The organism is Sinosporangium siamense (genome assembly GCF_016863435.1).
Classification (GTDB): domain Bacteria; phylum Actinomycetota; class Actinomycetes; order Streptosporangiales; family Streptosporangiaceae; genus Sinosporangium; species Sinosporangium siamense.
Genome location: NZ_BOOW01000006.1, coordinates 433,223 through 454,350, shown reverse-complemented (window position 1 = coordinate 454,350; position 21,128 = coordinate 433,223). Strand labels below are relative to the sequence as shown.

General features: G+C 68.4%; 17 protein-coding genes. 9 read left to right on the top strand and 8 right to left on the bottom strand.

All coding sequences use genetic code 11. The features are described from left to right. Positions 1-4: 4 nt before the first annotated feature. Complete coding sequence (locus tag Ssi02_RS03995) at positions 5-1,378, bottom strand: DUF4407 domain-containing protein (RefSeq protein ID WP_204021093.1); 1,374 nt, start codon at positions 1,376-1,378, stop codon at positions 5-7. A 315-nt stretch (positions 1,379-1,693) separates the two neighbouring features. Between Ssi02_RS03995 and Ssi02_RS03990 the strand changes: the two genes are divergently transcribed. The 3 genes from Ssi02_RS03990 to Ssi02_RS03980 all read left to right on the top strand — a co-directional run bounded on the left by Ssi02_RS03990 (position 1,694) and on the right by Ssi02_RS03980 (position 6,152). Continuing rightward, positions 1,694-3,115, top strand: a complete 1,422-nt coding sequence (locus Ssi02_RS03990; protein ID WP_204021091.1) for a hypothetical protein — start codon at positions 1,694-1,696, stop codon at positions 3,113-3,115. An 83-nt stretch (positions 3,116-3,198) separates the two neighbouring features. Beyond that, entirely contained in the window at positions 3,199-4,209 is a 1,011-nt protein-coding gene (locus tag Ssi02_RS03985; protein WP_204021089.1) for a GTPase, read from the top strand. Further along, positions 4,206-6,152 (top strand): hypothetical protein, encoded by a 1,947-nt coding sequence (locus Ssi02_RS03980; RefSeq protein ID WP_204021087.1) that lies wholly within the window; start codon positions 4,206-4,208, stop codon positions 6,150-6,152. The genes Ssi02_RS03985 and Ssi02_RS03980 overlap by 4 nt, the downstream gene beginning before the upstream one ends. Before the next feature lie 182 nt (positions 6,153-6,334). On the opposite strand, the gene Ssi02_RS03975 is transcribed toward Ssi02_RS03980, so the two are convergent. Then, positions 6,335-6,799 (bottom strand): NUDIX domain-containing protein, encoded by a 465-nt coding sequence (locus tag Ssi02_RS03975; RefSeq protein WP_204021085.1) that lies wholly within the window; start codon positions 6,797-6,799, stop codon positions 6,335-6,337. Between the two features lie 847 nt (positions 6,800-7,646). Here Ssi02_RS03975 and Ssi02_RS03970 point away from each other — a divergent pair. From Ssi02_RS03970 to Ssi02_RS03955, 4 genes are all read left to right on the top strand, one after another. Beyond that, the gene (locus Ssi02_RS03970) at positions 7,647-8,921 is read left to right on the top strand and encodes a dicarboxylate/amino acid:cation symporter (RefSeq protein ID WP_204021083.1); all 1,275 of its coding nucleotides are present in this window, start codon (positions 7,647-7,649) and stop codon (positions 8,919-8,921) included. Between the two features lie 87 nt (positions 8,922-9,008). After that, positions 9,009-10,187: a threonine synthase gene (locus Ssi02_RS03965; RefSeq protein WP_204021081.1), complete on the top strand. Its 1,179-nt coding sequence runs from the start codon at positions 9,009-9,011 to the stop codon at positions 10,185-10,187. Continuing rightward, entirely contained in the window at positions 10,184-10,822 is a 639-nt protein-coding gene (locus Ssi02_RS03960) for a helix-turn-helix transcriptional regulator (RefSeq protein WP_204021078.1), read from the top strand. The genes Ssi02_RS03965 and Ssi02_RS03960 overlap by 4 nt, the downstream gene beginning before the upstream one ends. A gap of 41 nt (positions 10,823-10,863) precedes the next feature. Next, on the top strand, positions 10,864-11,286 hold the full coding sequence (locus Ssi02_RS03955; protein WP_204021076.1) for a RidA family protein: 423 nt from the start codon (positions 10,864-10,866) through the stop codon (positions 11,284-11,286). Positions 11,287-11,534: 248 nt separating this feature from the next. Here the strand turns inward: Ssi02_RS03955 and Ssi02_RS03950 are convergent, their stop codons facing one another. From Ssi02_RS03950 to Ssi02_RS03930, 5 genes are all read right to left on the bottom strand, one after another. After that, positions 11,535-13,388 (bottom strand): AAA family ATPase, encoded by a 1,854-nt coding sequence (locus tag Ssi02_RS03950; RefSeq protein WP_204021074.1) that lies wholly within the window; start codon positions 13,386-13,388, stop codon positions 11,535-11,537. Further along, complete coding sequence (locus tag Ssi02_RS03945; RefSeq protein ID WP_204021072.1) at positions 13,385-13,645, bottom strand: hypothetical protein; 261 nt, start codon at positions 13,643-13,645, stop codon at positions 13,385-13,387. The genes Ssi02_RS03950 and Ssi02_RS03945 overlap by 4 nt, the downstream gene beginning before the upstream one ends. Before the next feature lie 641 nt (positions 13,646-14,286). Continuing rightward, positions 14,287-15,504 (bottom strand): hypothetical protein, encoded by a 1,218-nt coding sequence (locus Ssi02_RS03940; protein WP_204021070.1) that lies wholly within the window; start codon positions 15,502-15,504, stop codon positions 14,287-14,289. 884 nt (positions 15,505-16,388) lie between these two features. Further along, positions 16,389-17,531, bottom strand: coding sequence for a carboxylesterase family protein (locus Ssi02_RS03935; protein ID WP_204021068.1), 1,143 nt, complete (start codon positions 17,529-17,531; stop codon positions 16,389-16,391). Positions 17,532-17,755: 224 nt separating this feature from the next. Continuing rightward, positions 17,756-18,421 (bottom strand): TetR/AcrR family transcriptional regulator, encoded by a 666-nt coding sequence (locus Ssi02_RS03930; protein ID WP_204021067.1) that lies wholly within the window; start codon positions 18,419-18,421, stop codon positions 17,756-17,758. Between the two features lie 297 nt (positions 18,422-18,718). Between Ssi02_RS03930 and Ssi02_RS03925 the strand changes: the two genes are divergently transcribed. After that, complete coding sequence (locus Ssi02_RS03925) at positions 18,719-19,420, top strand: hypothetical protein (protein WP_204021065.1); 702 nt, start codon at positions 18,719-18,721, stop codon at positions 19,418-19,420. A 1-nt stretch (position 19,421) separates the two neighbouring features. Then, positions 19,422-20,075: an RES domain-containing protein gene (locus tag Ssi02_RS03920; RefSeq protein ID WP_204021063.1), complete on the top strand. Its 654-nt coding sequence runs from the start codon at positions 19,422-19,424 to the stop codon at positions 20,073-20,075. A gap of 82 nt (positions 20,076-20,157) precedes the next feature. Here the strand turns inward: Ssi02_RS03920 and Ssi02_RS03915 are convergent, their stop codons facing one another. Continuing rightward, positions 20,158-20,994 carry a hypothetical protein gene (locus tag Ssi02_RS03915; protein WP_204021061.1) on the bottom strand — a complete coding sequence of 279 codons (837 nt, stop codon included), beginning with the start codon at positions 20,992-20,994 and terminating at the stop codon, positions 20,158-20,160. Positions 20,995-21,128 lie beyond the last annotated feature (134 nt).

The window sequence follows — 21,128 nt, the reverse complement described above, 5'->3', positions numbered from 1 at the left end:
GGCCCTACTCGTCCTCGGGGAACAACTCGAACCTGGTGCCGGGGGCGAGCGGCTCCGCGACCCGGACCGGGCGGGCGTCCGGCATCGAGCGCAGTCTCTCGTCCTCCAGCGGGCTGTGCGCCGGCTCGCGGGGGAGCTGCTCGGTCACCAGCGTCTCAGGCTCGGCGCGCTCGTGGGAGACAGGCTCGTCGAGCGGCTCCTGCCGCGGAGGCGGCGGACGCTTCCAGATGGCCGACAGGTCCCTTCCCGTGCGGGGGGCGTCCGCGTGGTGTGCCGGGGAGGAGCCGAACGCGTTGTAGGCGCCCTTCGCCTCGCGGTATTCCCGGTCGACGGCGAGCTGGAGGAGCCTGTCGTAGTTGCCTGGCCGCTGCATCAGCTTCACCATGACCGGCAGGCACTCGATCAGCAGGAAGAGCAGGAACAGGACCACCCGGGCGGCCCCCAGGGTGAAGTCGCTGCCCGAGACCTCGTTGAGCGCCTGCAGGCGGATCAGCAGACCGTTGACGGACTCGTTCTCCTCGTCGAACGCCGCCTGCAGATTGCCTTGTCGCTGCAGAGCGGCCTTGAGCAGCGCCTCGGTCGTCGGAAGCTCCGTGTTCGCCGCGTCGAGCCGGCCCTGCTTCGCCTCCTGATCGGTGGCCTTGAGCTCCGACTTACGCGCGTCGATGTCGCGGTTGAGAGCGTCGACGCGGCTCCTGGCCTTCTTGTAGGCGGTCTCGCTGGCCTTCGCGAGGACACCCGGGCCCTTGCGGGGGCACGTCGGCCCGCCGTAGAGCTGGCACTGCCACTCCTTGTAGTGCTTCGCGGCCAGCTTCTGCTGCTCGTCGTGTTCCGCCGTCAGCGACTTGACCTTTGGGTCCTTCGCGGGATCGGCGGGGAGGTCGCCTCCTGAGGCGATGATGTTCCGCAGCTCCGAGACCCGCGCACGGAGCCGTGCCACCTCTTGGCCGACGGCTTCCTTGCCCTGGCGTTCGACGAACGCGTTGGCGCGGGCCTGCCGGATCTCCACGATCTGGGCGTCGATCTCCGACTTGAAGATCTGCAGGACCAGCGGCGTGGAGACGACCACTCCGAGCAGCACCGCCATGAGAATGCGGGGCACCGCCAGCCGCCACCGGCGCGGCCCGTCCGGCTGCAATGTGGTCACCAGCCACCGGTCGAGGCTCATGATGGCCAGGCCCCAGAGCAGGCTGACAGGGATGGCGAAGACAAGGTGAACACCGAGTGCGCTGTGGAGGGCGAAGGCCATCGACGCGGCGGCCAGCACGCTCGTGGTGAGAACCGCGCCGCCGATGCCGTCGAATTTGCCGCGCTCGGTGGGACATTGCTGCAAGATCTCGGGCCGTGCGCCGGACAGGGCAATCAACAGCCTTCTCACCGGGACTACCCTCCAGAACACATTTTCAGGAGATACCTCCCCCGGGCACCCCCTCCGTCAAGAGTAATCACCCTATTATACTTTGGCCAAGCGCATCTAATCTTGACGCCGGGGAAACCGAACGACTTAAAGGGGAATCACGCCGACATACATCCCATAACCGACATTTCCTGTTAAAGCAACCCCCTTGGGGGCTAGGGGGATATTTCGGGGCTGGGCAAACACGAGCCCACCTCGTGGTGAGCGTGATCATGCGTGATACCTGCATATCCGCATTACAACCACTCCCATTCACTCGCATTTCGGAGGCCGCAATTGACCGACGGGGGTGGAGATCTGCTGCGCAAGGCCCTCACCAAAGCAATAGACGAACTCGACGGATCCGCCCGCCTGATCGTGGTCGAGGTGGCCGCCGACGGCATGACCACCTTCACCTTGCACCGTGACGACGCCGGCACTCCGCGCGGGCACCACGGACCCGTCACGCCTTGGAACATCGCCGGCGAGCAGGAGTGGGAGGGGACGGCGGACGACGCCTCGGGTAAGGAGGCGATCGTCCGGGCCTCCGGAATACGGTCCCACGCCTCGGTGATCCTGATCTGCTCATTTCCCGACGGCCTGCAGGCCTCCCGGGCGATGGAATGGCTCCGCGAGGCGCGGCCGGACGCACCGCACTTCACCAAAGCGCATGTGCCGGTTCCCGCGCTGCTCCGCGAGATCCTCGCCGACGAGCCGCTGAAACGGTCATACGACCTTGTCGTGTTGAAGCGGGACGCGGTGAGCGGCCGGTTGGAGCTCGCGACGCAGCCGCTGTTCGCGATCGGCGCCAGGCGCGGACAGCCCGTCAGGGTCCGGGTTCGCTGCGAACCGGGCGACGACCGGGGCACCGCCTTCGCGGTGGCATCGTGGCAGAACATCCAGCCGAGCCTGCTGTCGGTCCAGTCGGCCGTGCTCTCCCCCGGCCGCCACGAGTTCTGGGCCACCTTGGAGCGGCCGGGAGTGGTGCGCTTCAGCGGTCTGCCGGCCCTGGTGCCCGACGACCGGCGCTGGGAGGACCTGGTCGCCTCCGTGCCCGCGACGCTCGATCCGCAGATCGGTCCGGCGCACCTCATCTGCGCGGTCGAGGTCAGCGGCTCCTCCGACCTCGTCGACGAACGGCTGCGCCGGGTCCGCCAGGTCGTCACGACGTGTGCGGGCGCGCTCCCCGACCGGCTGCACGTCTCGCTCCTCGCGTATGGCACGCACGGCTTCGGGCGCGGTGAGCGGGAGGAGCCGGTGGAGGTGCGCGTCTGGCACGTCTCCCCCAAAACCGCTCTGGACTCCCTGTCGGGCCTCGAACTCCGAGGAGCCCGGCCGGAGGGCTATCCCTACGCCGTGCAGATCGAGGACGCCCTGCACGAGGTCCACGGCCGGCTCGGCGCGGGGACCGGAGACCGTGTGGTGCTGCTGACCGTCGGCGGACGACCTCCGCATCCGCCCCGGGCCGAAGCGCGCATTCTGCCCTGCCCGCACCGGCATGACTGGGAGGATCTCCTCCACCGCCTGAGACGAAGGGCCGACTTGACCTTGGGCGCGATCTGCGACGAACCAGAGGAACGTGCCACCCCGGTCTGGCGCACTCTCGGTGAGGGAGCACGCGCCCACCTTGAGGTCGTGGACATCAGACGCCTCTGCTCCGACCTCGGCCTGGTCGCATCGGCGGCACAGCGGATCCCCTTTCCCCTGTACGACCCGTAGTGCCACGCATGGCGACACACGCCCCCGCCCTGTGCCAGTGAAAGGAACAAGAAGCCGGATGCCAGTGAAAGTAGAGCCCTGCCATGTCGGATGAGGGATCGGGGCGCGACCACACCGATATCGCGATGTGGGGCGCACCCGGCAGCGGCAAGACCACCCTCCTCGCCGCACTGTCCATCGCGTTGAGCCGCCGCCCGCAGCAGGACTGGAGGATCGTCGGGGGCGATGCCCCGTCGACCGACTTCCTGATCCAGAACACTTTGGCCCTGTCGGGCGTAGGCGAGTTCCCTGAGGCGACCAAGGACCGGAATCGCTATCGCTGGACGCTGCTCGGTCCTCCGGCTGGGAAAAACGGGCGCCGGCGGGGGAAACCCGCCCAGGTCACCGCGACCAGGATCAACATCAACCTCATGGATCCACCGGGCGGCTCCTTCGGCGACAGCCACCACCTCTCCACCGCCGACAAGTCCGAACTGATCTCCAGTCTGGAGAAAAGCAAGGGCATCATCTTCCTCTTCGACCCGATCCGCGAATTCGAAAAGGGCGACGCGTTCAACTATCTCTTCGCCCCGCTCAGCCAGCTGGCCAGTCAGATGCTGGCCTCGTCGGACAAATATCCCGACGGTAAGCTCCCGCATCACCTCGCGATCTGCATCACCAAGTTCGACGAGCTCAGAGTGCTGCAGACCGCCTCGGAGCTGACGCTGCTCACCACCGATCCCGACGACGTCCACCAGTTTCCCAGGGTCCCGCAGGACGACGCCGCGCAGTTGCTTCAGGAGTTGTGCTCGATATCGGCCACCGGCAACGCCGACATCATGCTGAACACCCTCACGCATTTCTTTCACGAAGACCGCATCAAATATTATGTGACCTCTTCCATAGGCTTCTATCTCGATCCCATGCGCAAGGTCTTCGACATGGCCGACCCGGTGAACCTCGTGCCCCACGCGCCCTTGAGCAGCCCTTCGGCCGCCGAGCCCATGCCCTCCCGGATCCGCGGCCAGGTCCATCCGATCAACGTGGTGGAGCCCGTGCTGTGGCTCGGTCAGCAAGTCCTGAACGAGCACGCGAACGGGAGCCCGGCGGGATGAACTCCGACCCGAGCGCGGTGTGGCTGACGGCCGAATGGGCGGTGGAGGGAAAACCGCCGGGGAGCGTCGAGGACTATCAGATCCTGAAGCACAGCAAGGGTCCGCTTCTCCACGAGGACTTCACGCAGATCATCGCGAGGTTCTCGACCGGCACTCCCGAACTCCTGCCCCAGGTGACGATCGCGTGGGTGGGGGACAAGGCAAACACGCGACTCATCCTGGCGATTCACCGGTGGACGGGCTACGACGGGCGAGGCCGTCGCATCGCGACCTCACGCTATTTCAGCGTGCTTTACCACTGGGCCGCCGAATATCACCTGTCCTACGAAGCGCTCTTCCACGCCCTGGACGGGTCCGCTCCCCCGTCGGACGACCTGGTCGAGTTCGCCGTCCAGCCGCATCTCGCGACAGTCGGCGACACGATCCGCGCGACCGCCATGGGCACGGCGGCACTCCTGCTCACCGGCAGGCACGTCTGCGTCCTCGAAGGCGGCGCGCTCTCCATGGACGACCGCCTGCGGTTCCTCGACGCCGTGGCCGCCTTCCTGCCCTACGGCATGCGGACCAGGCTCACCGCGTCCACCTGGAGCAGCAGCGCTTCGACGGACAAGATCAGATTGTCGTTCGCCTCCCACCCCGGCTCCGACAAGGTGATCCCGATCGTCTGGGGCGAGCCGGTGAGTCCTTCGTATCTCCCCGAACACGCCCAGACATATCTCGACCTCCTCACCCACCACCCCGACCCCGCCGAACTGATCGTCCGGCTCGCGATGGAGAGGGATCCGCTCACCTTCAAGCCAGAGGGATGCGCCGGCGCGGTGGAGGTGCTGGAGAACATCTGCGTCTCGACCGGACGCGGTTACGGGGAGTACGCCGTAAGGCTGCACAAGGTCGAAAGGACGCTGACCAGATACGCCGACGCCGCCGGCAACGGGTGGCTTTCCGAGATGAACACCGCGGTGGGGCAGCTCATCGACTTGAAGTGGAGTGCGGAGGACTTCTTCGACGCCGAGCGGCGGCGCTACCGGAAACTCATCCGGGACCGCAGGTTGCTGGCGAGCAGACCACCTGAGGGAATGCGAGCGGACGTCTACGCCGTGCTCCTGACCGTGGGATACGGCCAGGCGCTCGGCCCCGAGGACGTCGAAGAGATCCTCACCGACGTGCCCGAGCCGAGCCTCGAACTGATAGCGGCGCTGTCGTCAATGGAGCCCGCCGTCGTCCGGAGCCTGCCCCGGCTTCTGAGCAAGGAGGCCATGGAGGGGGCGTTCGCCTTCATGCAGACCGGCACGCTGGCGGAGGTGGCCGCCGAGGAAGGGCAGGCCACCTGGCTGATGGCCCTGGCCTGCAACGAACTCGTCGCACGAGGGTCGGGGGGCAGGCAGGACCCCTGCATCGCCGAGGCACTCAACGCGCACGACTATCTCATCGACGTGATCCGGGAGTTGCATCCGCCGGAGTCCGCCCACCACCGCTTCACAGGCCATCGGGTCATGCTGCAGGCAGCCTACGGCGACGCCTTGGATGGCGACGAACTCAAGGAGATCTTCAGCCGCGTCCTCGTGCCCGGCGCCGGCCCCCTGATCGCCGCCGCGAGCTCGCTATACGGATCCGGTGCCGGACGCGTGCTGCTGGACGCCGCCTTCCACCAGGTCGAGAAAACTCCCCTTCCAGCCGGGGTCCTCGATGCGGTGAAGGGCGACCTGCTCAAACCGGAGCTCGCGGGGGCACCACCCAAGCTTCCGTGGCCCAGTGCACTCCACCGAGGGATCCGACGCTTTCTACGACGCGGTCGCAGGCCGGCTCGGTCCTCACGATCCGGCGACGGGAAATCATCATGGATGTCTCCCGCGATGGTCTACACACTGAGAGCCATAGCGATTTCCATAGTGGTATTCGTCATCGCGCTCGGGGTCGGATACCTCATCGCACAAGCCCTGTAGAAAAGCGTCGATCGGCGCATACTCCAGGGAGCGCACCGGCTTTCGCCGTACCGAAGGCGGATTGGGCGACGTGGAACTCATCCTTGCCGGCCGTGCCGTCGCCGCCGGTGTCGCAGAGGTCCGGCACGGCCTCGATTCGCGCGGCCGGCCCCGCGCGGACGGCGGGGCCGGCCGCGGCCGGCTCAAGCGGCCGAAGAGTAGTCCTGCCTGTTCAGAGACGTGACGTACGTCGCGAGCACGGAGCGTTCCCCGGGAAGGATGTCCAAGGGCAGCTCGTTCAAGGGGAAGAAGGCGAGCTCGGCCCGCCCCCGGCCGGCCATCCTGGCGGTGTAGACGGCGGTCACGGTGAAGACCTGGTCACCGCTGCCCACGTGAAAGTAGTCCGGCCCCGAGCAGACGCCGAGGAGCTCAAGCTCGCCCAGGGCCACCTCGGCGGTGTCCTCGACCTCGCGGCGCACGGTCTCCTCGAACGACTCTCCGGCCTCGCGCGGCGCGCCGGGGAATCGCCATCCGCCACTCCTGTGGCACCTGATCAGCAGCACCCGCCCGCTGTCGTCGGTGACGACCACCGACGTGCCTGGGCGGCTCTGCTTATGGTCACTCGCTGTCGTATGCGGTTTCCTGACGTAGTCAAGCACCGTTTTCACCCCGATAATCCCCGTTTCCTGACTCAAGGCGGTCCCCACCGCCGTTCCCTCGCTATCAAGCCGAGTATTTGAGCGGAAATCGAGCGTCTTCCATCCCATCCCACGACCGCTCGGCCGGCCGCAGGATGCAGTCGCCCGGCCCTGGGTGATCCCTTCTTGCCCCACCTATCACCCAGGTGGATGAAAGTCGCTCACTATTAGGAAACTTTCGCAATTACCGTGAGTGTGTCACGCTGGGCAACGCTCATCAAGGTATTTTTATGGTCAAAGTCCGGTTTGAAGACACTCGTTATGACTTCGTGTCATGCACTCGGGTCATCCTTCCTCGGGCCTTAAAGACGGTCCACTCCGTCAAACGATCGGCGTCGGCGAAAGGTTCGCGGCTTCCGGCTCCCCACCATCCCGGGCACCGCCGCGTGACGCGCGGCCGGACAGCCCCTACGCCACAACCGGCCGACCTGCGTGGCGCCCGGCCGCGGAGTGGGTGAACAGCGCACGCCGGCCCCAGTTGCCGGGCCGCGGAGTGCGCGAGCCCACCACGGGACGCCACTCCCCCGCCGTCCCGCCTGCCAGGTCCGCAGGGGACCCCCGACGGGGGACCGACAGGACTTCGCGTCGGCCACCGGGCCGGGACCCCACGCTCTGACCTGCACGAAGAGATCTTGGAATTTTCTTGTATTTCTGCAATTCCTATCCAATACTGAGGGCGAGCGGGACCATATGCGTGCCGGCCACATCGAGCGTTCTCTGCGGAGCGAAGCCTGCAGCCCACTGCTCCGTGACAGTCGTTCGGTCCCTGCCACTCGCACCGGCTGGTGCGGTCACCCCCTCCCTATGGAGCTACTGCATGAAGAGTCTGATGAGCCGACTGATCGTCGGCGCCCTTGTCCTGGGGGTCGTAGCGGGACTGGTCTTGCACTACCAGTTCGCCGCGAGCCGCGAGGAAATCGTCGCGGCCCTGGACACTGTGACCCACCTCTTTCTCAATCTGATCAAGATGGTGATCGCCCCGCTCATCTTCGCGACGATCGTCAGCGGCATCACCGGCATGGCGAAGGCCACGGGCCTCGGGTCGCTGTTCGCCCGCTCGATGGTGTGGTTCGTCGCCGCGTCACTCCTCATCGGCGCCTACGGATTTCTCGCGGCGCACGCCATGGGCGTGGGAGACGGGCTGAACCTGACCCCGACGACAGGCGGCTCCGGCATCGAGACCGAGCCGGTCACGCCGGCCACGTTCATCGAGGGACTCGTCCCGCAGAGCTTCATCGAGGCGTTGGCCTCCAACAAGCCGATCCAGATCCTTGTGTTCTCGATGTTCTTCGGGATCGCCTTGCTCGCCCTCAAGTCCGCCACCGGCGACTCCCGTCTGGCCGACGCGATCGACGAGCTCACCACCGTCATGCTCAAGCTCACCGGATATGTGATGAAGCTCGCACCGATCGGCGTCTTCACCGCCGTCGCCGCAGCACTCACCGCGGAAGGTGTCGGCGCCTTCGCCACGTACGGATCGCTGATCGTCAGTTTCTACACCGCACTGGCAGGCCTGTGGGCCGCCCTGATCGCCGTGGGGGCCTTGTTCCTCGGCCGTGGAGTGCTCCGGCTGATCGCCGCGGTGCGCGAGCCCATGTTCATCGCGTTCTCGACGTCGAGCACGGAGGCCGCGTTTCCCAAGATGATCAGTGCGCTGACGTCCTACGGTGTCGATCGGCGGACGACCGGTCTGATTCTTCCGCTGGGCTACGCGTTCAACATCGACGGCTCGATGTTGTACATGATGTTCTCGTCGGTGTTCCTGGTCAACGCCTACAACATCGACATGCCCATCGCCCAGCAAATCCTGATGTGTCTCGTCCTGCTGGTTAGCAGCAAGGGCATGGCCGGTGTGCCGCGCGGCGCGCTCGTGATCATCGCCGCGGTCGTTCCCGGCTTCGGTGTCCCCGCGGCCGGCGTCGCGCTGCTGCTGGTGATCGACCAATTGCTCGACATGGGCAGGACCGCGACGAACATCCTCGGCAATGCCGTGGCCGTCGCCGTACTCGGCCGCAATGCGCCCGACACCAAGACCCACGAAACAGCACGAGCCGGCGAAGTTCCCGTGGCGGCCACCGAACCGGTGCGCTGACCCGGCTGTCCATCCCACGTGCCTCGACCACTCATCTGACATTCCCCTCCCGGGGGAAGCCACCTGCCGAAGGGTTCCAGCAGCTCCATGAACGACACCACCAGCGCCGTGATCGATACCCCGTTCCTCTACGACAGGTCCGGCCGGCGTTATGCGGTCACCGACCGGCGCTGGCGCGGTGAGGACGGGACGCCTCTCGCGCTCAGCCCGGTGCCGGGGCTCACGCCCGGCCAGATCGACACCGGCGAACGCTCCCTTTGGCGCTACCAGGCCGCGATCCCGGTCTCCCCACGGCACCGGGTGAGTCTCGGAGAGGGCCTCACCCCCATGCTGCCGCTGGACTGGGACGGGCTGCGTGTTCACTTCAAACTCGAGTGGTTCAACCCCACCTCCAGCTTCAAGGACCGCGGCATCACGGTGATGATCTCCCACTTGCTCGGACAGGGAGAGACGCACGTCCTTGAGGACAGCTCCGGCAACGGCGGCTCCTCGGTCGCGGCCTACGCGGCTGCCGCCGGGATGCACGCCAAGATCATCGTCCCCGCGGCTACGTCGGCCGCCAAGATCCTCCAGGCACGCGCCTATGGCGCCCAGATCGAACTCGTCGAAGGCACTCGGGAGCAGGTGTCCGACGAGGCGATCCGTCAGTCTGAGCAAATCTCCTATGCCAGCCACAATTGGCACCCGTTCTTTCTGCAGGGGACCAAGACGGTCGCCTACGAGATGTGGGAGTCGCTCGGGTTCAGGGCGCCCGACAACGTCGTGCTCGTAGCGGGTGCGGGCAGCAACATCCTCGGCTGTGACATCGCGTTCAGCGAGCTGCTCGAAGCGCGTCAGATCGACAGACGCCCCAGACTTCTGGTCGGCCAACCGGAGCACTGGGCCACCATCGCGGACGCGGTGAACGGGATCGATCCGCGGAGCCGAGGACCGCGGGTTCCGACCATCGCGGAAGGAGCCTCCATCGCCAACCCGGTCCGGCTTCCGGAGACCGTCGAGGCGATCCATCGCTCAGGTGGTGCGGCAGTGGCGGTCACCGAGGACCAGATCCGCACAGCCGTGCGCAAGTTGGCCTCGCGTGGTCTGTACGCCGAGCCGACCAGCAGCGTCGCCGCAGCGGCCCTCGATCATTTCATCGCCGACGGCACTATCGGCCCTGACGAGACCACCGTCGTTATCCTCACCGGAGCCGGACTCAAGTCCGCGGAGAAGATGGCCGCTGTCTTCGACACCGACAACAATCCAGACGAGGAGAGCCACGCATGAACCCCGACGCCTCCGACGAGCACCTTCTCCTCGAAGCCGAGAAGATCGCGATCGCGATCGGACGCATGTTCCCAGGCCTGTGTGAAGTGGTCCTCCACGACCTGCGCCAGCCGGAGCACGCGATCCGCGTCATCGAGAACAACCTGTCCGGACGCAAGGTGGGTGACTCCGCCACCGAGCTGGGGCTCCGCCGGATCGCGGATCCAAACTACCCCAGCGTGATCCAGAACTACCCCAACCAGTTCCCGGACGGCCGTCCGGTGAAGAGCACGTCAATCGGGATCAAGAATGCTGAGGGCCAGTACGTCGCGGCACTCTGCCTGAACCTCGACGTGTCGACCCTCTCCCCCATGACGCTCAGCCTGGCCAACCTGGTGGCGACCGAGGCCGAACACCGGGGCGAGGCATTGGAGACCCTGCGAGACCGCACAGCGCGGGAGTTGCGCGACGTCATCGAGGCATTCGCCGCCGAACGAGCCGCCACCCCGCGAGCACTCAGCCGTGCCGCCAAGAAAGACCTTGTCAGGCAGCTGCACCGTGACGGCTACTTCGACTCGAGGAGTTCCACCGAGACCATCGCAGACCTGCTCGGGATCTCCCGGAGCACCGTCTACAACTATGCCAAGCAGTCCTGACCACCGTCTCCCCGGTGACGCCCACCCGACGAAGGAACACGATGCCCAACCCCGCGACCCCGAACACCACCGAGCGCAGCGAGACCATACACCTGCGCAACAGCCCAGACTTGATCCAGCCGCTGGGCCACTACTCCCATGTCGCCGTCCACGGAGGCCTCGTCTACGTGTCCGGCCAACTGCCGGTGGACCAGCACGGCACTGTCCTGAGCGACCAGGCGTTCGACGTTCAGGGGCTCCAGGTCCTCCACAACCTCGACCAGTGCCTGATCGCGGCAGGCACCGACCGGTCCCGCCTCGTCTCGGTCACCGTCTACGTCACCGACATCGCTCAATGGCCGGCGTTTGACGCCATCTACGCCGACTGGATCGGTCAGCACCGCCCCGCTCGCGCCGTCACCGGCGCCAGCCGGCTCCACTACGACGCCGCAGTCGAGGTCCAGGCCGTCGCGGCCCTCTCCTGAGGAAGGCCACCCGGGGACTGGCCGTACTCCCCGGCCGGCGTCATGGCTTCGCCGTACTCCCCGGCCGGCGTCATGGCTTCGCCGTACTCCCCGGCCGGCGTCATGGCTTTGCCGTATTCCCCGGCCCGGCCGCCGGCACGCTGCCCGTCGCGGCCTGCGGCGGGGTGCCGGTGTCCGGCCGCCAGGACACCTCGGCGGCAGGGCGAGTTCGCCGATGTGGACCACGATGCGGGACGGCGGCGGAGGGTTCACGGCGCCGGCCACCCGTGGAGTTCGTGCGGGATGAGAGCCTGACCGAGCCTGCCGTACTCGCGGATGGCGGCACGATGCACGTGGCCCATCCCGATGGGGGCGTCCTCGTCGGCGGCGAGGAAGGCCGCGCCGAGGGCGATGTCGCGGATGGTGCCGCCGGGGACGTCGAGTTGCGCGAGCAGATCGTAGGAGAGGGCGCCGAGCGGCGCGGAGGCGGGGAAGACCCGCTGCCAGATACATTTGCGCTCGCCGGTGCCGGGATGCGGAAACACGACGGTGTGGCGGATGCGCCGCAGGAAAGCGCCGTCGATCGCGCCTTCCACGTTGGTGGTGAGGATGACAAGCCCGCGGTAGGACTCCATGTGTCGTAGCAGGCAGGAGACCTCGCCGCGTTGACCGAACAGCGTGTCGGCGTCGTCGAACAACAACACGGCTCCGCCGTATTCGGCGACGGCGAAGAGGCGGCGGAGGTTCCTCTCCGTCTCCCCGAGGTGTCTGCCGAAGACGGTGGCGAGGTCGACGCGGTAGAGGTCGAGTTTGAGGTCGTTGGCGATGACCTCGGCGGCGAGGGACTTGCCGGTGCCGCCGGGGCCGCTGAACAGCGCGGAGAGGCCGAGGCCGCGGGTGCTCCCGGCGGCCAGGCCCCACGTCTCGTGCACGCGGGCACGGCCGCGGACCGCGGCGGCTAGCAGGTGCAGGGTTTCGCGGTCGCGGCCTGGCAGCACGAGGTCGTCCCAGCCGGCGGCGGACTCGACGCGCCGGGCCAGGGCGTCGAGGCGGGGGCGTGACTCGCGGCGGCACGCCTCCCACAACTCGCCGGCGAGGGTCCGGGCGTCGCGGGCGCCGCCGGAGAGGACGGTCGAGACCACCCGTGCGACGGCGTCGCCGTCGATGCGGAACTGCGCGGCGATCGCGCCGAGATGTCCGCTCAGGAGTGTGGCACGTTCCCGTCCGACGGCCTGCCGCCAGACGGCCTCCCGCTCGCCGGCGCTCGGCGGCGGCAGGTCGAAGCGCACGGCGGTGTGACCGGGAGGCGCTTCCAAGGGTTCTGCGGCCGACAGCACCACGCCGCCGGTGAGCGAGCCGAGGAACCCCCAGAGCGCCCTCCAGACCTCGGGACCGTCGTCGGCCTCGATGAGCAGCACGCCGTCCGACAACACCGACTCGCGTTCCCAGAGCCGGGCGAGCGCCTCGCGCTCGGCGGGTGTGCCGGGCAGGTCGCGGGCCCGCATCGTGCTCAGCCGCATGTCGAGCAGCGCCGCCAGCCGCTCGGCGGTCGCGCGCCGCGCCGCGGCGTCCGGACCGGCGAGCAGCACGACGGGCCAGGCCGTGTCGTACGGCTGCGCCCGCCACAACCCGGCCGCACGTTCGGCGACCGGCCCGTGCACGCCGGGCGGGTGGGCCTCGCGGATGGGCGGCAGGTGGCGCACCAGGCCGGAGAGCCTTTCGTCGGCGGCGTCCGCTCCCATCAGGTGGTGCAGGATGCGCTCGTCGAGGCGTATGGGGGCTCTGGTGAGTCCGTGCGCCCGGGCGTCGAGCTCGATCAGCCGCCAGTGGCGGAGGGGGCCGCCGGGGGCGAGCGCGCTCCAATGGGCGTGGGCGGGCAGTGTGGCGAAGGCGGCGGCGAACGTCGGCCGCCCCGAGGTGGCCTCGGGCAGACTGCCGACGTGGGCGGCGAAGACCGGGTCGAGCTCCACTCCGGCGCACATCAGCACCACGTCGCGCTCGAAGTGCGACAGGCCGAACAGGTCGGTGAGGTGGTCGAGGGAGGCAGGCCCCGGCTCGTGGCCGTTCTCCTCCCCGCGCATGCGTGCGGCGAGGCGGTCCAGGGCGGCGGGCAACTCGGTCACCGGGTGGTCCCGGCGGTGACGACGGGCCGCCGCACCACGGGCGGGGGTCCGGCGGTCCCGGTGTGCTCAAGGAAGACGCGGAAGTCCCTCACTGTCTGCCCCCTTTCCGCGCGGAGCCGCGGGTAACGTTCCAACGCGCTCAGCTCGCCGTCCGCCGCCGGGGCGGGCTCGGGCGCGGCGTTGATCTCGGCGCGGGCGATCGTCACATGGACCACCGGTCGCTCGGGCCGGCTGTGCCACGTCTCCGTGGCCGGCATCCGCGCGCTCCGGTGAGGGCACAGCGCACGGACCCGCGACCGTGGTGTCCCGGCCAGTGGCGTTCTCGCGCCGCCCCCGGGTGAGGGGCACGACGGCGGAACCGGAAGGGAGGCCACCACCCGGGCGGACAGGCTCGCGCCCGACCGCCCTTCCTGTGGCCTCCCCCATCGCCCTCTCGCCCCCCGGTCCGGCCGCGGGCCCGGACGGCGAAACGGGCTGGGACAGCCCGGGGCTCACAGCGGCGGCGGGCAGCCGCATGGTCGCCGGGGCACGGACCTCGTCGGTCTGTCGCACGCCCCGGTCGGCTCCCCGCCGGGGGTCCCGCACGGGCCCCGGGCCGAAGTCATGAATGATCGCCTCTTGCATGGCGGAGTACGGCGAAGCCGGGTCGGCCGTCTGAAAGGGCACGTTCGCCTCCTGGGGTGTCACGCTCCCATCGCCGGCGAATTCGTCCCCGTCGTCGAGGGAGGGGCCGGAGGTATCCGACCGCTTGTCCTCCGTGTCGTCGGCGGTCCTGTCGGAGCGTGCCCACAGGTGGGGGCGGAGGGCGGCGACCTGTGTGCCCCGATCCTCCGAGGCCTCGCTGCCCAGCAGCCGGGCGAAGTAGTCGCTCACGGCCCATCACCGCCGCCCTCGACGATCATCTGGCGACTCCCGCGCGGATTAAGTCGATGTAGCTCTGCCGGCGGGTCTGCGGGATGGCCAGGATGTCCGCCTCGCTCCAGCCGTACGCGGAGGCTATCTCGTGAACCTCGGCCAGCAGGCGTACTCGGAACATCGCCAGGTGGGACCAGAGGTGCTCGACGAGGTCGAACCGCCCCTCGAAGGACTCACCACACTGGTCGCAGGTCACCGCCACGCGGGTTTCGGCCATCGGGTCGGCACGTTCCATCTCCTCGGCCACGGCGCGGGCCAGGGAGGGGGGGACGGTCGTCTCGATCCCGGCCTCGTCGGTCTCGTCGGCCTGCGTCACGGCTTCGCCGTATTCCTCGACCTCTATTACGGCTTCGCCGTACGCCTCGGCCTGGCCGGAGGGCTCGGCGGGCGGGGCGAGGGCCGCCTCCGGGATGTGAGCGTCGGGATCCGGCGATGTGGGGAGGTCCGCGCCGGTCTCACCGGATGCGGGCACGCCGGCCTCAGCGGCTGCCTTCGCAGTGTCCACGGGCTCGGACGGAGCCGGGGTGGGGTCGGCGGAGGCAGGGGTGGTGACGTCCACGCGCAGGACGCAGCGGGCGAGGAGGTTGGCCCCGTCGCTTCCCGGTGTGTCGGCCAGGGCTGCCAGGTCGGCCCAGGTGGGTAGCCGGAAGGTGGCCCGGCGGGAGCCGGCGGTGACCGAGTGGGGGCCGGCGAGCGGCGGGGGTTGTGATCCCCGGACGTCGGCGGTGGTGAAGGCGAGCTGCAGTTGTGCCGCGCAGGTGGGGCAGTCGGCCAGGCAGGTGATGTGCGGGCCGACCACCTGCTCGTAGAGGTCGAGGAGAAGCGCGTTGGCCGCGCCGAGCGGCATGTGGGCGGGCCCGGCCGGCGCCGGGCCGTCAGCGCGAGCGTGTGCCGGGTGCTCCCCCGCCCGGCCCGGCAGGACCTCCTGCTCGACCGGTGGCACGCTCGCGTGGCCGCCGAGGTCGTCTGTGCCCGGGGTGCTCACCGCCTCGCCGGCGACCTCGGGTGCGCCGTCATGGACGATCGACCGGGCCCCGCCGCTGTGCGTGCCGTATGTCGCGGATGTGTGCACGGCGTCGAACGTGTCGTCGTCGGTCATGCGGTCCTCGGCCAGGGCGAGGAGGGCGAGTGCTCGGGCGGGGCGTGACCGGGCGGAGGCGGCGCGGTCTAGGAGGTCCAGCAGCACGGCATTGGAGGTCAACGCACATCACTTTCTCGGTGGGGCGGGGAGGGGTTCAGGAGGCCTCGATGTGGATGCCTAGGTAGCGCAACGTGGGGGGCACCGCCGCCTCCTTGCATGGGTCTGACCGAGTTGTCACCTGGGGTTTATGATCACCGGTGACTTCAGCGGGCGAATCGGATCGGCGATAGCTGTGGAAACCGATGGCCCGGAAGGCGCTATATCTGAGTGCTTCTCTACCGCACAAGTCGGGGCGATGAGCGCCGTGCTGGACATCAGCCGACACCCGGCACATTATTGGCACAAGGGCCTGCATATAACTTGCACCCCATATGAGCTCGCCACTCATAGAAGTGTCGTTACAACATACGAAAATCGCCAGTACAACCAGGATACCTTGTGAACACGAAAACCATCCGAACACGTGGTGTCCGACATCCATCGGTGGAACGTTCTTACGCCCTTGCCGACGATCGCAGGCATGACAAAACGACATGTGTGCAGCAACAATGTTCACTCACCCGGCTCACCAAAAGCTAACTCACCGTCAGTCGCTCAGCAAGCCTTTTCCTGCTTACGCGTCGCAGTCCTCGCCCGCCTCCTTCCCCGCCGCCACACACCGCAACCTTCGCGGCGCCGGCCCGGGCGGAGGGAATGCCGGGTGATTCACAGGAGTCTTCAGCCTCGCGATACCACCTTGCCCTGGTAGAGCCCTCCCACTCCATGTCAGCGGTGATTCGCCGAACAGCAGTGGCCGGGCCCCGATTGCCCATGATCGGAACCCGGCCACATGTGGTTAGCGATTCGCTAACCACGCCTATGAGTCGGCCTATGCCCGGATGCGGCGATACCCCTCGGTCGCCCCCAAGCCGTAAGCGGTATTTATCCGATGGCTGTAGAAAACCCTACTGAGGGTACAACTCATTCCAGAACTGACACTTATGGGCCCGCGCCAGATCCGCCTGGCGAATCCCTTTCCCGTCGGAGTCCAGCGACTGGCCGTGGCCGCGCAGGATCGTCGAGACGGGCCACTCCGGCAAGCCACTGCCGTTAGGGTTACCCTTCGCCGCGAAGTTAGCCCAATATTTGATCATTTTCTCGGCGAAGCGCTTCTGCTTTGCGGTGAACGGCGCAGGGCGGCGCTGATACTCAAACAGATATGGCACGTCCGACCCGTGCACCGCGCCCGGCACGACCTTCGAGGGGGGAGTCGGCTTGGTCGTGATCTGCTCGGCGAACTCGAAGAAGTAAGACGGGACATATTTCCCGATATTCTTCTCGCCGGCGATCGTCACGTTGCGCGGGTCACCTCCGAACGCCGCCGCGTTGGCCTTGACCCAGCGCATCACGGCCCGCTGGTCCTCCGAGCCGAAACCGCCGGAGGTGCCCGTCTCCGAACTCGCGTCGAGCTTGGGGTGGGAGAGGGTGCCGAAGATGCCGATCCGGTAGTTGAACGTCACCACGACCATTTGCCCGACCGTGGCCAGGCGCCGCGCGTCGTACTCGGAACCACTCCCCGCGACACCGACCCCGCCGTGGATCCAGACGAACACCGGCAACTTCTTCCGGTCGGTGACCGGCGCGGTGACGTTGAGATAGAGGCAGTCCTCGTTCTCGCTGCCCCCTGTGCCCATCTGCTTGTCCTGCGGGCAGATGCTCCCGGGCTCGCCGGCGTCCAGCGTCTCCGTCCAGGGTTCGGCGGGCTGCGGGGAGGCCCAGCGCAGCTCCCCGAGGGGCGGCTTGGCGTACGGCACGCCCTGGAAGACGCGCACATTACTCTCGACGACGCCTTTGATCGGCCCCTTGTCGGTCTGCACGACCGCACTCATCCTGGTCTGCGCGGCCAGCGTCTTCACATCCGGCGCCGTCTTGCCGCCCGCGCCGCCGCCCGCCCCGCAGGCGGAGAGCCCGACGACGGCCGCGAGCGCCAGAGCCGCGGTCGCGTGCAGCCTGTGCTGTACGGCCAGCGCCCGCGACAGCCGTACCCCGTGTTTTTGCCAGCGTCGGGGGGGATTTGTCCCATCGGCCGTCGATCTCGTCCCTGCCACGACATCCTCCTCGGAGCCGGTGGCGCCGGCTCCTTTGTTTTAGCGATTCGCTAAAGAGAAACATGAGAGTGGACAAGGGTCAAGCCGCATACCTCGCTTTGACCCCCATTTCGGATATATCCCCCACGTCCCCTCTCAGGGGGTTCTCAGGCAGGGTCACCTACGTGGGGGTGTTCGGCGCCGTGCGGCCCGTCACAGGAGGGGACGCCTGCGTGGGGAACAGGTCAGCCCGTGCGGCCCGTCAGCCGGGCGAAGGTCTCCATGACCCGGGCGTCGAGCTCGGCCGGCTCCACGCCCAACTGGCGGGCGAAAGCCGTACGCATGACGAAGTAGCCGTACATGAAGCTGTCCCACATCACCAGGACCGCGGCGAGGTCCAGCCCGCTCTCCCCCTGCTCCCGCTCAAGGTCGGCGAGCCGGTCCTCGAAGTAGGCCATGGGCTTGAAGTCCTCGTCGCCGTCCAGGGCGAGCAGCATGAGCACCCGCGCGTAGGTCGGATTGCGGACGTTGACCCGGAACCCCCACAACTCCTTGTCCGGGACCTCCCTGGTGCGCATCCGGGCGAAGACCTCCGCCCCCGCGTCCTTCCTCGCCTCAAGTGCGGCGCGCAGCAGCGCCCGGCGGCTCCCGAAATAGTGGTGGATGAGCCCGCGGTTGACGCCCGCCTCGTCGGCGACCTCCTGCAGGTTGAGCCCCGCGAGCACACCGTCACGCTCAAGCAGCCGCAACGCCGCCTCACGGAGGGCCGCCTCCGTGGCCGCCCGGTTCTGCTTGGCCGCGGACTCCTTGCGCCCACGCCTGACCCCACGCGCCTTGCGCGACGTCCCGGACGACTCCCCATCCTCCGGCCTGCCCACCTGATCGGCCGCATTGTCGGCTGTGCCACTCACCCGCGCAATCATTCCACGCCCCGCCACTCCCCCTCGGCCCCGGCCAGCCTTTCGCTCCCCTCAGGCCGGTGCGAATCGGGGCGGCGGACTCGGCGTCTGCGACGTTCCCGTCCTGCCGGACCAATCCCTAAAGATCCACCGCCCATGGGTCGGATGGCGTCGCCGAGGGGAAGGCCGTATACCCCAGGGCGGCAGGGTTGTTGTCCTGGCGGAGATGGTCGCGATTTATATGGATGGAAGCGCGGCCACGGGGGCATCGGGTGAGTACCGGTCGAGAAAAACAGGGAGGGCTCGCCGTTGCCCGCGACAGAGTTCGTGACCACCATGGTGGGACGCCTGGATGAGATCCGGGAGTTACTCGGCCCCGCCGAGTCGGCACGGCTGCTGGCACTGCTCCAGCGCATCACCGAGGAGAGATCCGTTCAGGCGAGGCGCACCTGGAACGACGTGCTCACGCTGCTGCACAGAGGGCTGCCCCGCGATCACGACCTGCAGTCCGCGATCAGCGGAGCGAGTGTGACATATCGGGGCACGGCGGTGGCCGGCGATCTGGCCGCCGCGGTGGAGCGGTTACGGGAGATATCGCCCCATCTGGCGGCGCTCGATCCGACCAGACTTCCGCCCGGTTCCGGGGTCGAGGTGTCCTTCGACACCTGGTACTCCGAGGCGATGGCGGCGGTCCGGCAGGCGCTGCTCAGGACGCCGTCGCTGAGCGCCGACGAGCTGCGTGATCCGGCAGTGCCGGGCCTGCTCCGGCTGGAGCGGCCCGACGGGGGCGTCGCCGTACCGTCGTTCCAGTTCGGCGGGGACGGGGCGCCGATCCCGGTGGTACTCACCGTCAACGAGATCCTCGACGCGCGCCGCGATCCGTGGGGCACCGCCGACTGGTGGTTGCGCGGCAACGCGCTCCTCGGCGACGTGCCGGCGCGGCTGCTGGAACACGGCGTGGACGACGATCGGCTCACCGAGGCGGCACGCGCGATGCTGGAGCCGTACTGAGATGCCGCCCCAATTGCCTCCCCTCCAGCACCGGGGGACGCCGCACCGGGTCCTGCTTCCCCGGGGGACGTTCCTCTGGCGAGTCCACAACCGGGCGCAGGGACCCGGCGAGTTCACCCGGCTGCGTCCCGTGCCCGGCATGATGGGCGGCCGGTTCGACGGCAGCGAGGACGACGGCTACGACCACTGCTATCTGGGACGCGGGCAGACGACCGCCCTGGCCGAGTGCCTGCTGCGGTCGGTCACCTTCGACGGCGGCGGACCCCGGGTGCTGCCCTTCCAGGCGGTGGCGGGCAAGCGGCTGTCGCTGGTGGAGACCGCGCGCGAGCTTCCCCTGATCTCGCTGACCAGCACTCCGGCGCTGGCGGCGGTGGCGCAGGACGAGTGGCTGATCCAGGCGCCACCGACCGAATACGAGCAGACGCGGAACTGGTCGCGCTGGCTGCGCTGCCTCGACCCGACGGCGGCCGGGCTGGACTGGATCTCCCGGCGCGACCTGCCCAACCGCAGCATCGTGCTCTACAGCGACCGCTGCGGCCCGGCGCCGCTCTCCCCCACCCCGCTCCACGTCGACCTGGACACCCCCGACGGCCTGGAATGGCTCAACGTCGTGCTCCGCCCTTATCGCGCGATCGTGTCCCGGGTGGGCGCCTGACACCCTGCGCAGGGGGCGTCTTCGGCACGCCCCCTCCATTCGTGCTCACCACAGGTTTGTGCGCAGGGGTGTCGCGCCCGGGTCAAGCGCCGCTTCGCCGTGACGCCACGGCGGGGTGGCGGCGGCTGCGCACCGCCCCGGCGTGCTCCCAGATGATCGGCTCCACCTCGGCGGGGACTCGGGGCGCGGGCAGTCCGGCGAGCACCTCCCGCCTGGCGACCCGGGCGACGGCGACCCGCTGACGGTAGTCACTGAAGATCTGCATCTCACCGTCGATCGCCCAGCTGCTCCAATATCTCGTGGTCTGGAGCGCGACATAATCCATGCGCCCGTGAAGGTCGTCCCCGAGCCGCGCCACGTTGGCGGCCCATTCCCGCAACCGAGTCGGCGGCGCCCGCAGGACGAGCGCTCCCCCGACGCGCTCCACCGCCGCCCCACGCGTATCGGCAAGCGGTTCCCAGTCCCACGCCGCAGGCCCTCGCAGCCGCGCGACCTCGGCGTCCAGTCCCCACGTATGCCAGCGAACCGTGCCCTCGGAGGGAAGCGGTGCGACAAGACGGCGCGCCGCCCGGGGCGTCAGGGTCGTGAGATGCGCGGAGACCAGCATGACGGGGTCTGCGGGGGCGGCGTCGAACGGGTTGGGAGTGAGGTGCTGTCGATCGATGACGATGAGCGTGCCGGGGCGGCGTTGGAAGGACAACCCCCAGAGCAGCCGGCCCATCAGGCGTGCGCCGTAGACGTCGGATAGGACGTGCCAGGTGTCGTGGTAGCGGTTGGTGGAGAAGCGTGCCCCGGCGTCCGGCCGCAAGGTGATCACGGTGTAGTCGCGACCGTCCGCGTGCATCCGCCTGCGGTGCAGTTTGAGCCGGTCCCCGGCGTCGCGTGCGGCATCCGGGCGCGCTCGCTTGTGCGTCGGCACAGGCCTCCCTCATCTCTCTTTCGATGGAGTTCATGAAAGTCCTTGAGGCGTGGCGCTCACAACAGGTTTATGCGCTGGGGGGGATCTATCGAAAGGTAGACGCCGCGGGGTGCCGGGAGCGGTCAGGGTTGGGG